This window comes from Alishewanella maricola (genome assembly GCF_016343785.1).
Classification (GTDB): domain Bacteria; phylum Pseudomonadota; class Gammaproteobacteria; order Enterobacterales; family Alteromonadaceae; genus Alishewanella; species Alishewanella maricola.
On record NZ_JAEINI020000014.1, the window covers coordinates 1 to 15,503 of the forward strand.

General features: G+C 45.8%; 11 protein-coding genes. 9 read left to right on the top strand and 2 right to left on the bottom strand.

Annotated features, from left to right (window positions below):
• Nucleotides 1-693: 693 nt before the first annotated feature.
• The 3 genes from JAO78_RS14765 to JAO78_RS14775 all read left to right on the top strand — a co-directional run bounded on the left by JAO78_RS14765 (nucleotide 694) and on the right by JAO78_RS14775 (nucleotide 5,709).
• The gene (locus tag JAO78_RS14765) at nucleotides 694-3,126 is read left to right on the top strand and encodes a TonB-dependent receptor domain-containing protein (RefSeq protein ID WP_226752135.1); all 2,433 of its coding nucleotides are present in this window, start codon (nucleotides 694-696) and stop codon (nucleotides 3,124-3,126) included.
• A 135-nt stretch (nucleotides 3,127-3,261) separates the two neighbouring features.
• Nucleotides 3,262-4,287 carry a LacI family DNA-binding transcriptional regulator gene (locus JAO78_RS14770; protein WP_226752136.1) on the top strand — a complete coding sequence of 342 codons (1,026 nt, stop codon included), beginning with the start codon at nucleotides 3,262-3,264 and terminating at the stop codon, nucleotides 4,285-4,287.
• Nucleotides 4,288-4,482: 195 nt separating this feature from the next.
• Nucleotides 4,483-5,709: an MFS transporter gene (locus tag JAO78_RS14775; RefSeq protein ID WP_226752137.1), complete on the top strand. Its 1,227-nt coding sequence runs from the start codon at nucleotides 4,483-4,485 to the stop codon at nucleotides 5,707-5,709.
• Between the two features lie 186 nt (nucleotides 5,710-5,895).
• On the opposite strand, the gene JAO78_RS14780 is transcribed toward JAO78_RS14775, so the two are convergent.
• Together JAO78_RS14780 and JAO78_RS14785 are read right to left on the bottom strand one after the other, a co-directional pair.
• Nucleotides 5,896-7,824 (bottom strand): alpha-amylase family glycosyl hydrolase, encoded by a 1,929-nt coding sequence (locus tag JAO78_RS14780; RefSeq protein WP_226752138.1) that lies wholly within the window; start codon nucleotides 7,822-7,824, stop codon nucleotides 5,896-5,898.
• A gap of 308 nt (nucleotides 7,825-8,132) precedes the next feature.
• Nucleotides 8,133-8,945: an HDOD domain-containing protein gene (locus tag JAO78_RS14785; protein WP_226752139.1), complete on the bottom strand. Its 813-nt coding sequence runs from the start codon at nucleotides 8,943-8,945 to the stop codon at nucleotides 8,133-8,135.
• A 189-nt stretch (nucleotides 8,946-9,134) separates the two neighbouring features.
• Between JAO78_RS14785 and JAO78_RS14790 the strand changes: the two genes are divergently transcribed.
• The 6 genes from JAO78_RS14790 (at nucleotide 9,135) to zapD (ending at nucleotide 15,485) form a co-directional block, all read left to right on the top strand.
• Nucleotides 9,135-9,968 (top strand): substrate-binding periplasmic protein, encoded by an 834-nt coding sequence (locus JAO78_RS14790; protein ID WP_226752140.1) that lies wholly within the window; start codon nucleotides 9,135-9,137, stop codon nucleotides 9,966-9,968.
• Between the two features lie 277 nt (nucleotides 9,969-10,245).
• Nucleotides 10,246-11,946 carry a type IV-A pilus assembly ATPase PilB gene (gene pilB / locus JAO78_RS14795; protein WP_226752141.1) on the top strand — a complete coding sequence of 567 codons (1,701 nt, stop codon included), beginning with the start codon at nucleotides 10,246-10,248 and terminating at the stop codon, nucleotides 11,944-11,946.
• A gap of 47 nt (nucleotides 11,947-11,993) precedes the next feature.
• Nucleotides 11,994-13,226: a type II secretion system F family protein gene (locus JAO78_RS14800; protein ID WP_226752142.1), complete on the top strand. Its 1,233-nt coding sequence runs from the start codon at nucleotides 11,994-11,996 to the stop codon at nucleotides 13,224-13,226.
• Nucleotides 13,223-14,101 (top strand): prepilin peptidase, encoded by an 879-nt coding sequence (locus JAO78_RS14805; protein ID WP_226752143.1) that lies wholly within the window; start codon nucleotides 13,223-13,225, stop codon nucleotides 14,099-14,101. The genes JAO78_RS14800 and JAO78_RS14805 overlap by 4 nt, the downstream gene beginning before the upstream one ends.
• Nucleotides 14,098-14,736, top strand: coding sequence for a dephospho-CoA kinase (gene coaE / locus JAO78_RS14810; RefSeq protein WP_226752144.1), 639 nt, complete (start codon nucleotides 14,098-14,100; stop codon nucleotides 14,734-14,736). The genes JAO78_RS14805 and coaE overlap by 4 nt, the downstream gene beginning before the upstream one ends.
• Complete coding sequence (gene zapD / locus JAO78_RS14815; RefSeq protein WP_226752145.1) at nucleotides 14,733-15,485, top strand: cell division protein ZapD; 753 nt, start codon at nucleotides 14,733-14,735, stop codon at nucleotides 15,483-15,485. The genes coaE and zapD overlap by 4 nt, the downstream gene beginning before the upstream one ends.
• The last annotated feature ends 18 nt before the right edge of the window (nucleotides 15,486-15,503 follow it).

Consider the following 15,503-nt stretch of genomic DNA (forward strand, 5'->3'; position numbering starts at 1 on the left):
GTTGTGCGTGTAGCGCACCCGTCATCCATCAAGATCAAGGCTCTGGACTCACTGCGCCCTGCCCCTGGCTACTTGTCGCCCCAGAAAACCCTCTGTTCTCTTGCTTGTCCAAGTGATGCCGCTTTGCTGCGACAGAATCATGGCTTGAAACCAACCCCTTGATGGCTCAGGCAGTAGGCGATGTTACAGATACCGAATACAGCCCTTATAACTTGTCGCCGTAGATATGGGTGTTGATAAGATGGCGTTGCGTTTAATTACGCCCTCTAAATTCTCACACTAACGAATGACCTTTTAAATTAACCAGAAAGCAACGATGCCAATACCGAACCTCAGTAGTCATGTCATTTTTTTCAAAAAAAAAACCTGTTTAGTTATTAACCACTCTTGACGACTGCAAATTTTAGAGGTAAAACGTTTAAGATAACTTTAACGTAGCATATCAATTCGAAGAAACAACCAAGTTTATGTTTGAAAGCGCTTAGCTAACTTTGCTGTTTTTGGTTAAAACAAGCAAAATTAGCTTAGACTGCTACTATAAATCAAAGAATGCTGCAAAAGCACACTTGATAATGAAATTATACAAAAGCTATTTTTCGCCTCTCATCTGAAACGATTTAGAAAGAGTCAAAAAGTAGTCTTAATCACCGTATGATAATAATATTTTTTCAAGACCGACAAGGGAGACACCAGATGAAAACAACACCAAATCGCCGTTCTTATTTGGCGCTGGCTATTAGCTTAGCTTTAACTGCTAATGCTGCGCAGGCGCAACAAGACAACACCGAGACTGAAACCGCAAATGCTGAACAAGCTGCTGAGCCCACCGGTTTGGGCTTTGAACGTATTATCGTTACAGGTTCTGTCTCACGTAATCAAACCGTGATGCAATCTAGTGTGTCAGTGAGTGCTTTGACACTAGAAGATATTGATGCGAGTGCGCCAAGATCAACTGCCGAAATCTTCCGTATGCTGCCCGGTGTACGCAGTGAATCAACCGGTGGTGAAGGTAACGCTAACATCGCTGTTCGTGGTTTACCGGTTGCCGCAGGCGGTGCTAAATTTTTAACTTTACAAGAAGATGGCTTACCCGTAGTACAGTTTGGTGATATTGCCTTTGGTAACGCCGATATCTTTGTGCGTGCCGATGCTACCCTCTCGCGGTTAGAAGTGATCCGTGGTGGCTCAGCCAGTACGCTTGCCAGTAATTCACCTGGCGGTGTGATTAACTTTTTAAGTAAAACAGGCGCCGATAATGGTGGCAGTATCGCCATGACAACTGGTTTAAATTACGACCAGTTCCGTACTGACTTTGAATACGGTGGCGATATTAATGCAGATACCCGCTTCCATTTGGGTGGTTTTGTCCGTCAAGGCGAAGGCATTCGTGATCCTGGTTACCAAGGTGAACGTGGTTATCAAATAAAAGCCAATCTCACTAAAGAATTTGATACTGGCTATGTACGGCTTTATGCCAAACACTTAAATGACCGTGTTGCCAGCTATATGCCAATGCCAATGCGTGCCGATGGCAGCTCAGTAGCGGGCTACGATTCGCAACAAGACACCTTACAATCCGTGTATTTAACCGAGACCGTGCGCTTAAATGGTGCCAATCAGATCTCGCGCGGTGATATTCGTAACGGGATGAATCCTGAAGTGAATAGCTTCGGTGTAGAAGCCGTTTTTGATTTAGATGATAACTGGACACTGGATAACCGCTTCCGCATTAGCAGTGTTAGCGGCAATTTTATTACCCCCTTCCCAGCCGAAGTGGATAATAGTCAAAGTATTGCCGACAGTATTGCAGGGCCAGGTGCGGTCGTTCGTTACGCCGTAGGACCTCAGGCTGGCGAGCGTTATGATGCCAGTGCCAATGCGATGCGTATTCATACCTTTGATGTTGAGATCAACGATTTCGGTTCAATGGTTAACGACTTAAAACTGTCCCGTAGCATTGGTGAAGTGGATGTGACTTTAGGCTATTACATCGCCGATCAGACTATTGATATGTCTTGGCTGTGGAACTCCTATTTTATGGCCTTAAAAGGCGATAACGCAGAACTACTTGATGTTACCGCTGCAAATGGCACAGCGTTTTCTGAGAAGGGTTTATTAGCTTATGGCGTGCCATTCTGGGGCAATTGTTGTCAACGGAATTACAACACCGATTACAGCATCAAAGCACCTTATGCTTCTGCAAGCTGGGGCTTTGGCGATTGGTCATTCGAAGCCAGTATTCGTCGTGATATGGGTGATGCGACAGGTACCTACGCAGGTGCTGTACAAAGCAGCCGTGATATGAATGGCGATGGCGTGATTAGCCAAGTTGAACAAAGTGTTTCAGGTATCGACTTAGCTAACCCACAGTTAGTGAATTATGACTGGAGCTACAATTCTTACTCAGTTGGTGCTAACTACCAATACAGTAATGATTGGGCAGTGTTTGGTCGCATCAGTAAAGGTGGCCGTGCTAATGCCGACCGTTTACTGTTTGGCAAAGTCAATGCTGATGGTTCAGTAGCAGCTCAAGATGCGGTAGATCAAGTAAAACAGTACGAGTTTGGTAGCAAGAGCCGTCATGGTAATTTAAACCTGTTCGCCACAGTGTTTTTTGCTGAAACCGATGAACAAAACTTTGAAGCCACAACTCAACAGTTTTTTGACCGCGTATATGAAGCCAAAGGTGTTGAGTTAGAGAGTAGCTATCGGATTGGTGATTTCGATTTCCGCGGTTCGGTGACTTGGACGGATGCTGAAATCAGCCAAGATGCACTTAATCCAGCGGTAGTAGGTAATACGCCACGTCGTCAAGCCGACTTTATCTATAACTTATTAGCACGTTATACGATGGATAACGCACAGGTCGGTTTCACTGTAGTCGGAACGACCGGTGCCTATGCGCAAGATAACAATGATCTGAAGTTTGATGCTTATACACAGTTTAATGCGTTTGCTAACTATGAGTTAGCTCAAAACTTAACGCTTTCACTGAATGTAAATAACCTGTTCGATACTGTGGGTATTACTGAAGCTGAACAAGGCAGTGTTCCAGCAAACGGGATTATTACGGCCAGAACCATTAACGGTCGCACCGCTTCGTTAGGCATACGTTACCAATTCTAAGTGAGTTGAGCGCTTTTCTAACTAGCAATGTGAAAAGAGATATGTAAAGCTGCATTAACGTGCAGCTTTTTCTTTTTAGAAAATCTAATCTGCGTCGGTAGTGCAAGTCTAAAAGAAGTTTAAGGATAGTACAGTATGGCAAAAATTACATTGAAATCACTGGCTAAGCACCTAGGGGTGTCCGTGGCAACGGTTTCAAATGCTTTTAATCGGCCAGACCAACTGTCTACTGATTTGCGCCGCCATATCTTGGCCGAAAGTGAAAAGCTTGGTTTTAACGGCCCGAATGCCACGGCGCGCAGCTTACGCACCGGCCGTTCAGATATGATTGCCATCTTACTCGCCGACTCGCTCGATTATGCCATTAGCGATCCGGTAGCGAGCCAATTGATTAAAGGTATTGCCGAAGTACTACAGCAGCAGGGTAAAGATATGTTATTGCTCTCTGGTAGCAAAGCGGTGCACAGCACGGCCGAAGCCATGCCGGATGGCTTTATTATTTATGGCCGCTCGAAAAACCCCGAGCAACTCGACCGTGTATTGGCCAGTGGAAAGCCGATGATCACCGTCGACTGTAACCTCCCCGATGTGGGTTCTGTCAATATCGATAATTACCGTTATGCCTATGACATTGCAGAGTATGCCTTGCACCAACAAGCCGGCAAGGTGGCAGTATTGGGCTTACGTTTACTCGATTCAGACCGTGTCTGTCGGATGCAACCGAACGAGTTGTATCAGCAAGAAGAATCCATCGCGCGGCGGCGCCTCGATGGTTATTTAGCGGCGATGCAAGCGCAAAATCGAGCCTTGCCAGCCGAACAAGTGTGGCATATCCCTGTTAATACGCATCATTATGCCGAAACCGCAGCACGTGAAGCCCTTACTCAACATCCCAGGCCGCAGTTATTACTTTGTATGAGTGATCGCATCGCCTTAGGAGCCATCGCTGTCGCCCGCCAACTGGGCTTAAGCATTCCAGAAGATCTACGCATTGTCGGTTTTGATGGCATTGAAGAGGCCGAGCGTGCCTACCCTGCACTGACCACGATTGCCCAGCATAGTGATGAGAAAGGCCGCACTGCCGCCCGTTTGTTACTGAGCGGCCAACAGCAACAACATGTTTTGCTTGATTGTGAGTTGCGTTTACGCGACAGCTGCTAAGGTGCCTGACTTACCGACTATCCTCTTGTGTTAATCTAACAGCATTTTGTTTAAATATCGTGCAGAAGCCTTGCAACTTAATCGTTTAAGGTGTAATTTTAAGTTAATTAAAAACAGGCGACGACATGTAGTCACTACAGCGATCACCTGATAAAAATAACGTTAGCCTCAGGCTGATCTTAACAAGGTAGAAACATGCAAAACTCTCAACCGCACGCTGCTGTCGTGGTGGATAACCACACCCATAATCAGGTTAAATGGATGACCTGCCTAATGTTTTTTGTGTTCGCTATGACCACAGATGCCGTTGGCGTTATTATTCCAGAAGTGGTGGCTCAGTTTAATCTAACACTGACGCAAGCCGCCGCCTTTCATTATGTACCGATGATCTTTATTGGCTTATCTGGGTTATTCCTAGGGCAACTGGCCGATCGTTTGGGCCGCAAAAAGATCATCTTATTTGGCTTATTTATTTATACGTTAGCCTGTGTTGCCTTTGCACTTGGCCAAAGCTTTAACTTTTATTTGTTGCTACTGGGCCTGTGCGGTTTAAGTATCGGTTTATTTAAAACCGGTGCCTTGGCGCTAATTGGTGATATCAGTAACAATGCGCAAGGTCATACCCGTTTAATGAATCGGGTAGAAGGTTTCTTTGGCCTCGGTGCCATTGCTGGCCCCGCTTTAGTGGCACTGCTACTGAGTTATGACCTAGCTTGGGAGCAGCTTTACTTGTTAGCCGGCTTTATTTGCGCAGTACTACTGCTGATTGCTTGGCGCATGGATTACCCCGGTTATGTTACGCAAGCGCAAAGCTCGATTTGGGATTGTTTAGCCTTAGTTAAAAATCGCTACGCGCTGGGCTTTTCGCTAGCAATCGCCTGTTATGTGGCAACCGAAGTGGCGATCTTTGTTTGGCTACCGACCTTACTGCAACAATATGATGGCCAATGGACCACCATGGCAGCACATGCCATCACGGTATTTTTTATTTTACGCACGCTGGGCCGCTTCTTAGCTGAATGGCTGTTAACCCGTTTTTGTTGGACGAGTTTATTGGCTTGGTTTAGTACTGCTATCGCAGCCTGTTTTATCGTCAGTATGTGGCAAGGTATTGCTTGGGCACTATGGCTCATGCCGCTGTCGGGGCTCTTTATGTCGATGATGTATCCCACCTTAAACTCTAAAGGCATTAGCTGCTTTCCGCGCAATCAGCACGGCGCTGCCGCAGGCTTAATTTTGGCCTTTACCGCTTTGGCCGCTGCTTTAGGGCCTTTATTGATGGGCATTGTTGGCGATATGTTTGGTGATGTGCGCTATGGCTTTTATCTGGCCACCAGCTTTGCCGTACTGCTGTGTATCGGTTTGTGGTGGAACTTCTTGTTTAACCCGGCAGAGCAGCAACTGCAAAAAGCCACACATTAGACTTATACAATCAGTTAAGCAAACCGCGCCATGCTGAGTAGCAAACTGAATAATATTACCTACTAGCTCTGAACGTTTTCTCTGTAGTTTGCCCCGCTTGCGGGGCTTTTTTTTATCAAAATTAAATCTATACAAGGCTGAAAGGATTACGGCTTAGTAGACTAAGCCGTAAATCAATAACCGCCTTTAACTCACCGTTGCGCTTAACCATAGCACTTGATAAGGCGCCAAATGTAAGCTGCGACCATGCAACAACTCACCGCTTAGCTCTTCGCGCCACTGACTACCAGGGGCACCCACAAAAACTTGCGGCTCTTCACTAAAATTGACCACACATAACATGCTTTGTTGATCTAATTGCCGCCGATAAGCGAACAAATGCGGATTACCGCTTTGTAGGATCTCGGTTTGCCCCGCCCCCAATACCGTTAAACGGCTACGGGTGCGAATAAGCTGTTGCAACTGAGCATAGATTTTACCTGAGAGACTGTCTGGGTTGTGGGCTTCAGCTAACTGTTGCTCGCTAACGGCAACGCGGTTGACCCAGCGGCTATCGTCGCGTTTGTGCGGATCATCCTGATAAGCATAATCATTGAGTAAACCCAGCTCGTCGCCCATATAAAGTAACGGCAAGCCACCAATACTGAGAATAATACTGTTCAGGAGATAAATACGCGCTAAGGCGAATTGTAAATGCGTGGCGTTACCACTTTGCACAGCCTGCTCGACGCCCGTTAATGACGCTAGCATGCCCGCCACCCGACAATCACCGGTTACTGGGTTTTGCTGAAAAGGAACGCCCGTGGCAAAGCTGCCTGCAAACTGCCCAGTATAGAACTGATTTAAAAATTGCCGATGATGTTCAGGGTTAATGCCTAACTGCCAGGCGATGTTATCATCAAAAGTCCAGCCAATATCATCATGGCAGCGAATGTAGTTGACCCAACTGCACTGTGGATCAATCGCAAAACGTCGTTGCAATGACTCGGTTAACAAGCGTGTTTTACGGGTCGCTAGGCTATTCCATAGTAAGGCCATTAACAGTGGGTTATAAGATAACTGGCACTCTTGCGGCGCAATGTACTTCACGACTTCATCTGGATGCACTATAGCTTCTGATTTAAATTGTAAAGCCGGTGCTGCTATCGCTGCTACCGCATTAAAGGCACGGATCAAGGTATGCGCTTTTGGCAGGTTTTCACAAGAGGTGCCGGCTTCTTTCCAAACAAAGGCTAAAGCATCCAGCCGCAACACTGCAGCGCCCTGATTGGCCAGAAACAACATTTCTTCAGCCATAGCACTAAACACTTCCGGGTTAGCGTAGTTTAAATCCCACTGGAAGCTGTTAAAGGTCGTCCAAACCCAGCGCTCGGCATGGGGTTCAAAGGTAAAACAACCCCGACGAATTTCTGGGAAAATCTCTCGTAGCCAGGGCGCATACTGATCGCGTTCTTGCTCATCGAAAAAAAAGTAATAATCTTGGAATTGCTGCTCACCGGCTTTAGCTTTTTCGGCCCAGCGGTGCTCATCAGAGGTATGATTGAACACAAAATCGAGTACAGGCCTAATCCCTGCACTATGCAATTTTTGCATCAGCTCAGCCAGTTGCGGCATTGAGCCGAGATGTGGCATGGTTTTGCGATAATCGGATACCGCATAACCGCCATCGCTGTTTGGCTCAGGTGCTTTAAACAGTGGCATCAAATGCAAGTAATTGATGCCGGTTTGCTGAAGGTAAGGAATACGCTGCTCAAGACCTTTAAAATCGCCCGCAAATAAATCGACATAACAAGCAGAGCCCAGCGCCGTTGGCGCTTTATGCCACTGCTGTGGATCTTCATCTTCTTGCAGCAAATAATCCGGCCGTTGTGCCAGCGCTTTGGCTAACACCTTCAGTAATTGTTCTAAATGGTAATGGCAATCGTAACGCTCACCATACAGCTCTAGATACAGTGGCAGCAACTGTGGTAACAGCTGCTGCAAACGCGCTTCGAGTATGGGCCAACGACTTTTCGCACTGGCTTTAAGTGTCGAACTATAACGTTTAAGAATGATTGCACATTCTAATTGTAATTGGCTCGAATTTTCTAATAATGATGTCGCTGTTTTTTGCATGGCGATCTACCTTTGTCTTCTTGTCTTAACTCTGTATATTTGCTTTTATCTTGGGATAATTCAAGTAAAAGCTAAAAAATAAGCAATTTATTTCCAGCTAAATGCCAGCAAACTGTAGAGACTAAAAATCACATCTTAATCAATTAAGTTTTGATATTTTGCAAGAGGGCTTAAGAGGGTGTTGGCATACGAATGTCATAATGAATCATAACCGAAAATGAACTTGAGTAATGTCAAAGCGGGCTTGGGGAAACAGGAGGTTGTATCAGGCCTACCCGGTAACAAACGAGCAGGCCTTTGCGAATGGCTTAACCCATTAACATTTCAATATCAGCATCAACATCTGGCATGGCTAGAATATGCTTATAAACGTCGTCTAATTGCAAATGGAGAGCATGCGCTAATTTTGCTGGGAATAACTCAAATTGTTCTTTTTGTATATCCTGCTCATGCTCAATTAAATAGCGGCTTAGTACCAGTAAAGAGGCATAAGGATCTAAGGTGCCGCTCTTCGCGGGTGTGTATTGATGTTGAATAGCTTGAGCAATCTCTTCCGGAAAATGCCAATGCCGTGCCAGCTCGGCACCGGCTTGGGTAAAATCAAAACCTAAATGTTTCATCTCAATTTCGCGGCGGCGATTACCCGCAGCCACTTCTTGATCAATTAACACCGCCATTTCGGGTTTAACGATGTGAATTAAATATTCCCCCACGCCGTGTAATAAACCGCACGTGTAGGCCATTTCAGCATCAGCTTTAATCAGCTTGGCTAAATACTTTGCCCGGTTCGCCATCCGAAACGAATAGCGCCAGTAAGCAGGTAAATCGAAACCTGGAATAGCCTTAAAACTGCCAGCTAAGCCAACCGATAACACTAGGGTACGCAGGGTACTGGTGCCAAGTACTAACACCGCATCTTTGACGGAGCCAATTTTCCGATGACCGCCGTATTTGGCTGAGTTGGCCAAACGCAATACTTTTGCTGTTAACGCTTGGTCATTGCTTAAAATGCTGGCAATGTGTTCGCTGCTCACGGTATCACTCTGAAAACTAGCAATCAGTTCTTGTAACACTTTTGGAATGGATGGCAGAGTAGTCGCTTTTTCGATAAGTTGACGCATAAATAACGTAATCCCATAACGATTAAATGGTTTTAATTATCAGCATAGTGCATTTTTGCCTTGATTAGCTATTGCTTTACCTAACTTTTCTGCATTTTTTTGCAATAGAGCCCTACCAAATAGCCTTACTGGTAAAGCAAGCAAAAACACCTACACTTATTAAGTCAATTTAATCTAAGGAGTTTTGCTATGCGCAGTGTTCCTATGTTTCTTTATCCGATTACGCTGATATTCACTAGCATGCTGCTCGTGGGCTGTAAACCGAATACGCCAGCCACCCCGACTATGAATCCGATAGCAGAAGTTGCAGTGACCACCGAACCGGTGCCCCCCGACACCTGTCTGTTAAAAGTTGGCTTTGATGCTTGGGAGCCCTACCATTATTTAGGGCAAGCCGCACAACCACAGGGTTTAGATATCGACATTTTGCAAGCGCTGACCCGCGAACTCAATTGTGAGTTACAACTGGTGCCGGGTGACTGGGCGCATTTATTAAGCCAGCTACAAGCCGGTGAACTCGATGTATTACCCAGCGCCTCAAAGAATGCTGAACGTGAACGTTATGCTTGGTTTTCTAATGCCTATCGACAAGAACAATTTGTGTTACTGACCAGAACCGAGGTGGAAATGGATTATGCCGATTTTCCAGCGTTCATCGAGGCAGGCCATACTATCGGTGTGGTGAGTGGTTATTATTATGGTGACTTAATTAATCAATTGTATGGCGAAAAACCGCAAGCCTTTGTTAACGCCCAGATCAGCGAACTTAATTTAGCGCGCTTACAAGATGAAGAGATCAGTGGTGCCCTAGAAGATAGCTTTGTCGCTGCCGCGATTATTCGCCGTAAAGGATTGAGCCAACAAATACAGCCACTCTCACTAAGCTTGGCGCCATCTGAGGTGTACTTTATGCTCAGTAAAAAAAGTATATCAGAATCACAACTAGCCGAATTTAATCAAGCTATTAGCGCCTTGCAGCAAAATGGTAGCTTGGCTGAATTAATCAGCCGCTATCAGCAATAACACATTTAGCTACTACGCCTTAAAAAATGCTGCCTCGTAAACCCAGCAGAATAAAAGCGCAATGTTGCGGTTATTTTGCTCAGAAAACTCACTGCCAAGTATGGTTTACTTGGCCGTATTTTCATAAACAGAACTGGCAAAGTCATATCGTGCTGCGCTCAGGCTTTGCGAATAGACTATCTGCCGGATAATTGACAGTAAATCTTGAATAGTTAAAGGATACTGGCATACTCTTAACTAATTGTTTAACTTCAAGCTACCGGAGTAAACGGCCACTATGGCGGTGACGAGTAATTCCACCCTGCTCAAGAAATTGATCCAGCAGAGCATTATTGATGGCGATAAAGTGACGAAACTGATTACCGAAAAGGGTAAACAGTATCGTACTTTGCCTGAACTATTAATCACCGAAAAGCTACTCGATTCAGTTAAGTTAGCCGAAGTGGCGAATAGCATTAGCCAGCACATCATGCTGGATCTGGATTTTTTTGATGTCAGCTCTATTCCCGAAGACTTACGCAATGAAAAACTGACACGTAAAAGCGATATGCTGCCGTTGGCCAAAAAAGGCCGAACCATGTATCTGGCGGTGGTGGATCCGACCAATATGGCCGCCATTGAAGATTTCGAATTTAATGCCGGCTTAAATGCTGAAATCGTCATCGTGCAGTACGACAAATTAGCCAAGCTGATCGAACGCCTGTTTGAAAATGCTTATGCCAGTTTGGGCTCAGGTGATGGCGAGTGGGATTTGACGGCCATGGGTGTGGTCGAAGAAGAAACCGATGATACGCCTGCCATACAAAGCGATAAAGAAGATCAGCCGATCATTACCTTTATCAACAAAATTTTATTAGATGCTATTCGTAAAGGCGCCTCAGATTTACACTTTGAGCCCTATGAAAAAATGTTTCGGATCCGCTTTCGGATTGATGGCATTTTAACTGAGGTGGCCAGCCCACCGGTTGCGCTGTCCACACGGCTATGTGCCCGTTTAAAAGTGATGTCACGGCTGGACATCGCCGAAAAACGTGTACCGCAAGATGGCCGCATTAAACTGAAACTCTCCGCAAAAAAATCTATCGATTTTCGGGTCAGCACCCTGCCGACATTGTATGGCGAAAAAATCGTAATGCGGATCCTCGACTCAGACAGCGCTATGCTCGGTATCGATATCTTGGGTTATGAGGACGCACAAAAACAATTGTATTTAAATGCCTTAGCCCAGCCACAAGGCATGATCTTAGTAACCGGCCCTACTGGTAGCGGTAAAACCGTGTCGCTGTATACCGGCTTAGCGATTCTGAATACCGAAGAAACCAATATATCTACCGCAGAAGACCCGGTCGAAATTAACTTGCCTGGCATTAACCAAGTGCAAGTTAATGCGCGTGCTGGGTTAACTTTTGCCACGGCTTTACGCGCTTTTTTACGGCAAGACCCGGATGTGGTGATGGTGGGTGAAATCCGCGATTTAGAAACGGCCGAAATCGCCATTAAAGCGGCGCAAACCGGTCACTTGGTGTTATCGACATTACACACCAACTCCGCCCCGGAAACACTGACACGCTTGCTTAACATGGGCGTACCGGCTTATAACGTGGCCAGTTCGGTTTCGTTGATTATTGCCCAGCGCCTAGCCCGGCGGCTTTGCCCGAATTGCAAAGTGCAAGAAGACATTCCCCAAGCCGAATTACTGCGCCAAGGTTATGAAGAAGATGAAGTGCATAACATTAAAATATTTAAACCAGTTGGCTGTGAGCATTGCACCAATGGCTATAAAGGCCGCGTGGGTATCTATGAAGTAATGCCGATCAGCCCAAAAATGGCAGATATTATTATGCAAAACGGCAACTCCATTGATATCGCTAATCAGGCAAAACTGGATGGCATTAATAACTTGCGCCGCTCAGGCTTGCTAAAAGCAGCGGCGGGTGTCACCAGTTTAGCTGAAGTCAATCGGGTCACCAAAGGCTAAACAAGCCCTAGACCAACGCTTTAAGAGCCGCAAAAGGACAATCGCAGATGGCGCAGAACAATAATTTCAAAATCAAAGAGCTGCATACCCATACTTACAAAGCACTCAACCGCAAAGGTGAAAAAAAATCGGGGGAAATTAAAGCGGGCAGTATTGCTGAAGGTAAGGCACTATTAAGGCAACAAGGTTTAACACCAATCACCGTTAGAAAAAAGCCCAAGTCATTATTTGGTGATCAAACCAAAATTACCGCAGCAGACATTTCTATTGTTACGAGACAAATCGCCACTATGCTGGGTGCAGGTGTGCCTTTGGTGCAATCAATTGATCTCATTGCCAATGGCTCAGATAACAAAAGCCTACGCGTTCTAATGCAAAAAATCTCAGTGAAAATTCAAGCGGGTTTACCGCTTTCTGAGACGCTGCGCGAACACCCGAAGTATTTTGATGAGCTGTATTGTGATTTAGTGAAATCCGGAGAGCAATCGGGTGCCTTAGATCGAATTTTTGATCGCATTGCCATTTATAAAGAAAAAGCCGAAGCGTTAAAATCAAAAATCAAAAAAGCCATGTTTTATCCCATTGCAGTACTAGTCGTTGCTCTTATTGTCACTTCAATCTTACTTATTTTTGTCGTGCCACAATTTGCCGAAATTTTTGGCAGCTTTGGTGCTGAATTGCCCGCGTTTACCTTATTTGTTTTAGGTATTTCTGAGCTAATGCAAAGCTATTGGTGGGTCGTATTAGGCATCATTTTACTAACTGGTTACCTTATAAGCAAAGCGTATAAAAATAACCTACAATTTCGCACGGCTTCAGATTTATTTATTTTAAAAGCGCCAGTAATTGGCAATATTCTGAACAAAGCGGCGGTCGCACGTTTTGCTCGCACCCTATCCACTACCTTTGCAGCCGGTGTGCCACTGATTGAGGCTTTAGAGTCGGCTGCGGGCGCCTCAGGCAATGAAATTTATCGCAATGCCATAATGGAAATACGCGATGAAGTCTCTTCCGGTAATCAAATGCATAACTCCATGAAGCAAACCGAACGCTTCCCAGAAATGGTTATTCAAATGGTGTCTATCGGTGAAGAATCCGGTGCCTTAGATAGTATGCTTGCGAAAGTAGCTAACATTTACGAGCAAGAAGTCGATGATGCGGTAGACGGCCTTACTGCCTTGTTAGAGCCGATGATTATGGCCGTGTTAGGTGTGGTTATCGGTGGTCTGATAGTTGCCATGTATTTACCGATCTTCCAAATGGGCAGTGTTGTGGGATGAATGAGTTAAGTTTAGTTTTTAGCACTTATCCTTGGCTTTTTTTAAGCCTAGTGGCGTTACTTAGCTTAGTGATTGGCAGCTTTTTAAATGTGCTGATTTATCGGCTGCCGATTATGATGGAGCGTGCATGGCAGGCGGAATTTCAAGAATATTTTCAGCCTAACCAGCAACATAAAGCGGCAACCCCTTTTAACTTAGCTGTACCGCGTTCAGCTTGCCCCAAGTGCCAACAACCGATTGCCGCTTACGATAATATCCCGCTGTTAAGTTGGCTATGCTTAAAAGGCCGTTGCCGGCAGTGTAAAACCGCCATTAGTGCACGTTATCCTGCGGTAGAGTTGTTAACAGCCGTACTGTCTACTTTAGTGGCTTGGCAATATGGCCCGACTCTGACCAGTGCAGTACTGATTTTTTTAACCTGGGGCTTAGTGGCGCTGAGCTTTATTGATATTGATAAAATGCTGTTGCCGGATCAGCTGACTTTACCCCTGCTCTGGTTGATGTTGTTATTTAGCATCACTAGCAGTGCCATAGTTAATCCAGAACAAGCCTTGCTTGGTGCCGCAGCCGGTTATTTAAGCCTGTGGTCGGTGTACTGGGCTTTTAAGTTACTGACCGGCAAAGAAGGTATGGGTTATGGTGATTTTAAACTGTTAGCGATTTTTGGTGCACTGTTAGGCTGGCAGCAATTACCCCTGATCATTTTACTGTCGTCTGTAGTTGGTGCGGTAATTGGTGTGACTTTGCTCAGCATTCAAGGTAAAGATAAAGCGACACCTATCCCATTTGGCCCCTATATTGCCGCAGCAGGCTGGATTGCCATGCTCTGGGGTGAGCAAATGACGGGCGCCTATCTGCGTTATCTCGGCCTATGAAGCAGCCTGCTGCAATAACATCACTGCTGATTGGCCTGACCGGCGGCATAGGGAGCGGTAAAAGCACGGTAGCAGAACATTTTAAAGCGCTGGGTGCTCACTATGTTGATGCGGATATCGTTGCACGCGAAGTGGTTATGCCGGGCAGCCCTTGTTTAGCGGCTATTGTGCAACACTTTGGCCCGGGTATTTTATTAGCAGATGGTCAGTTGGATCGTGCAGCATTACGCAAGACCATCTTTGCCGATAGCGCCGCCAAACGCTGGTTAGAACACTTACTCCACCCAGCGATCCGCAGCGAGTTACTTAGCCAACTGGCGGCCAGCACAACACCGTATACACTTCTGGTAGCGCCATTATTACTTGAAAATGGCTTAGATAAATTGGTGTCTCGAGTGCTGGTTGTGGATGTGAGCGAACAAACGCAGTTAGCCCGCACGACCACGCGAGATAACAACAGTGAAAACCAGGTTCGTGCCATTATGGCAGCACAAATCGACAGAGCCGCTCGCTTAGCCGCTGCGGATGATGTTATCGATAACAATGGCACTGCCGCAGAGTTGTTGCCGCAAATTAGCCGCTTACATCAAGCGTATCTTGCCATGAGCCAAAAAATAGGTGAAAAATCGCAGTGACGACTGCCGAATTAATTTACGAACATCCACTTAACGAAAAAATCCGCACTTATTTACGGGTTGAGCATTTATTTACCCAACTTAACAGCCTTGCCGATCTTGAAAATGAAGCACAGCAGCTCAGTTACTTTAGTGCGTTATTTACACTGATTGATGTGTTAGATCGGCATGATATCCGCCCCGATTTACTCAAAGATATTGAACGCTGTGAAAATCAATTAGTGCAATGGTCACGCCATCCATCGGTGTCTGATAAAAAGCTGCAAGTGATGCTGCAACAAGCGCTGCGTTTACAAAGTGACTTATTACGCAGTGGCAAATTAAGTAGCCCGATCAAAGATGATGTGTTTTTAGCGCCGCTGCGCCAACGGTTTGGCTTACCCGGTGGTTGCTGTTACTTTGATATGCCACAGCTACAATACTGGCTAGCCTTACCACAAGCAGAGCGACAACAGCAGCGCGCAGAATGGCATAACGCCTTGCAACAAACGGAGCAAGCGATTCAATTTGTACTCAGTTTTGTGCGTGAGCGTGGCCATTTTCAAACGATCAGCAGCGATAACGGTTTTTACCAACAAAATGCTGAACAGTTTGAACTGCTGCGCATTAAATATCAGCAGTCGGGTGGATCTTTTCCTACGGTGAGCGGTAATCGTTATCGCTACGCCATCCGCTTTATGCAATTAACCGAGCAAGCCGGCCGCAGTGTGTGTGCTGAAGCGGTAAGTTTTCAATTGGCATGCTGTTAGCACTGACAAGTCTGCTGT

What these genes read in the sequence shown, in the direction of transcription:
- JAO78_RS14765 (WP_226752135.1), top strand. Translation starts at nt 694, where the DNA reads ATGAAAACAACACCAAATCGCCGTTCTTATTTGGCGCTGGCTATTAGC.
- JAO78_RS14770 (WP_226752136.1), top strand. Translation starts at nt 3,262, where the DNA reads ATGGCAAAAATTACATTGAAATCACTGGCTAAGCACCTAGGGGTGTCC.
- JAO78_RS14775 (WP_226752137.1), top strand. Translation starts at nt 4,483, where the DNA reads ATGCAAAACTCTCAACCGCACGCTGCTGTCGTGGTGGATAACCACACC.
- JAO78_RS14780 (WP_226752138.1), bottom strand. Translation starts at nt 7,824, where the DNA reads ATGCAAAAAACAGCGACATCATTATTAGAAAATTCGAGCCAATTACAA.
- JAO78_RS14785 (WP_226752139.1), bottom strand. Translation starts at nt 8,945, where the DNA reads ATGCGTCAACTTATCGAAAAAGCGACTACTCTGCCATCCATTCCAAAA.
- JAO78_RS14790 (WP_226752140.1), top strand. Translation starts at nt 9,135, where the DNA reads ATGCGCAGTGTTCCTATGTTTCTTTATCCGATTACGCTGATATTCACT.
- pilB (WP_226752141.1), top strand. Translation starts at nt 10,246, where the DNA reads ATGGCGGTGACGAGTAATTCCACCCTGCTCAAGAAATTGATCCAGCAG.
- JAO78_RS14800 (WP_226752142.1), top strand. Translation starts at nt 11,994, where the DNA reads ATGGCGCAGAACAATAATTTCAAAATCAAAGAGCTGCATACCCATACT.
- JAO78_RS14805 (WP_226752143.1), top strand. Translation starts at nt 13,223, where the DNA reads ATGAATGAGTTAAGTTTAGTTTTTAGCACTTATCCTTGGCTTTTTTTA.
- coaE (WP_226752144.1), top strand. Translation starts at nt 14,098, where the DNA reads ATGAAGCAGCCTGCTGCAATAACATCACTGCTGATTGGCCTGACCGGC.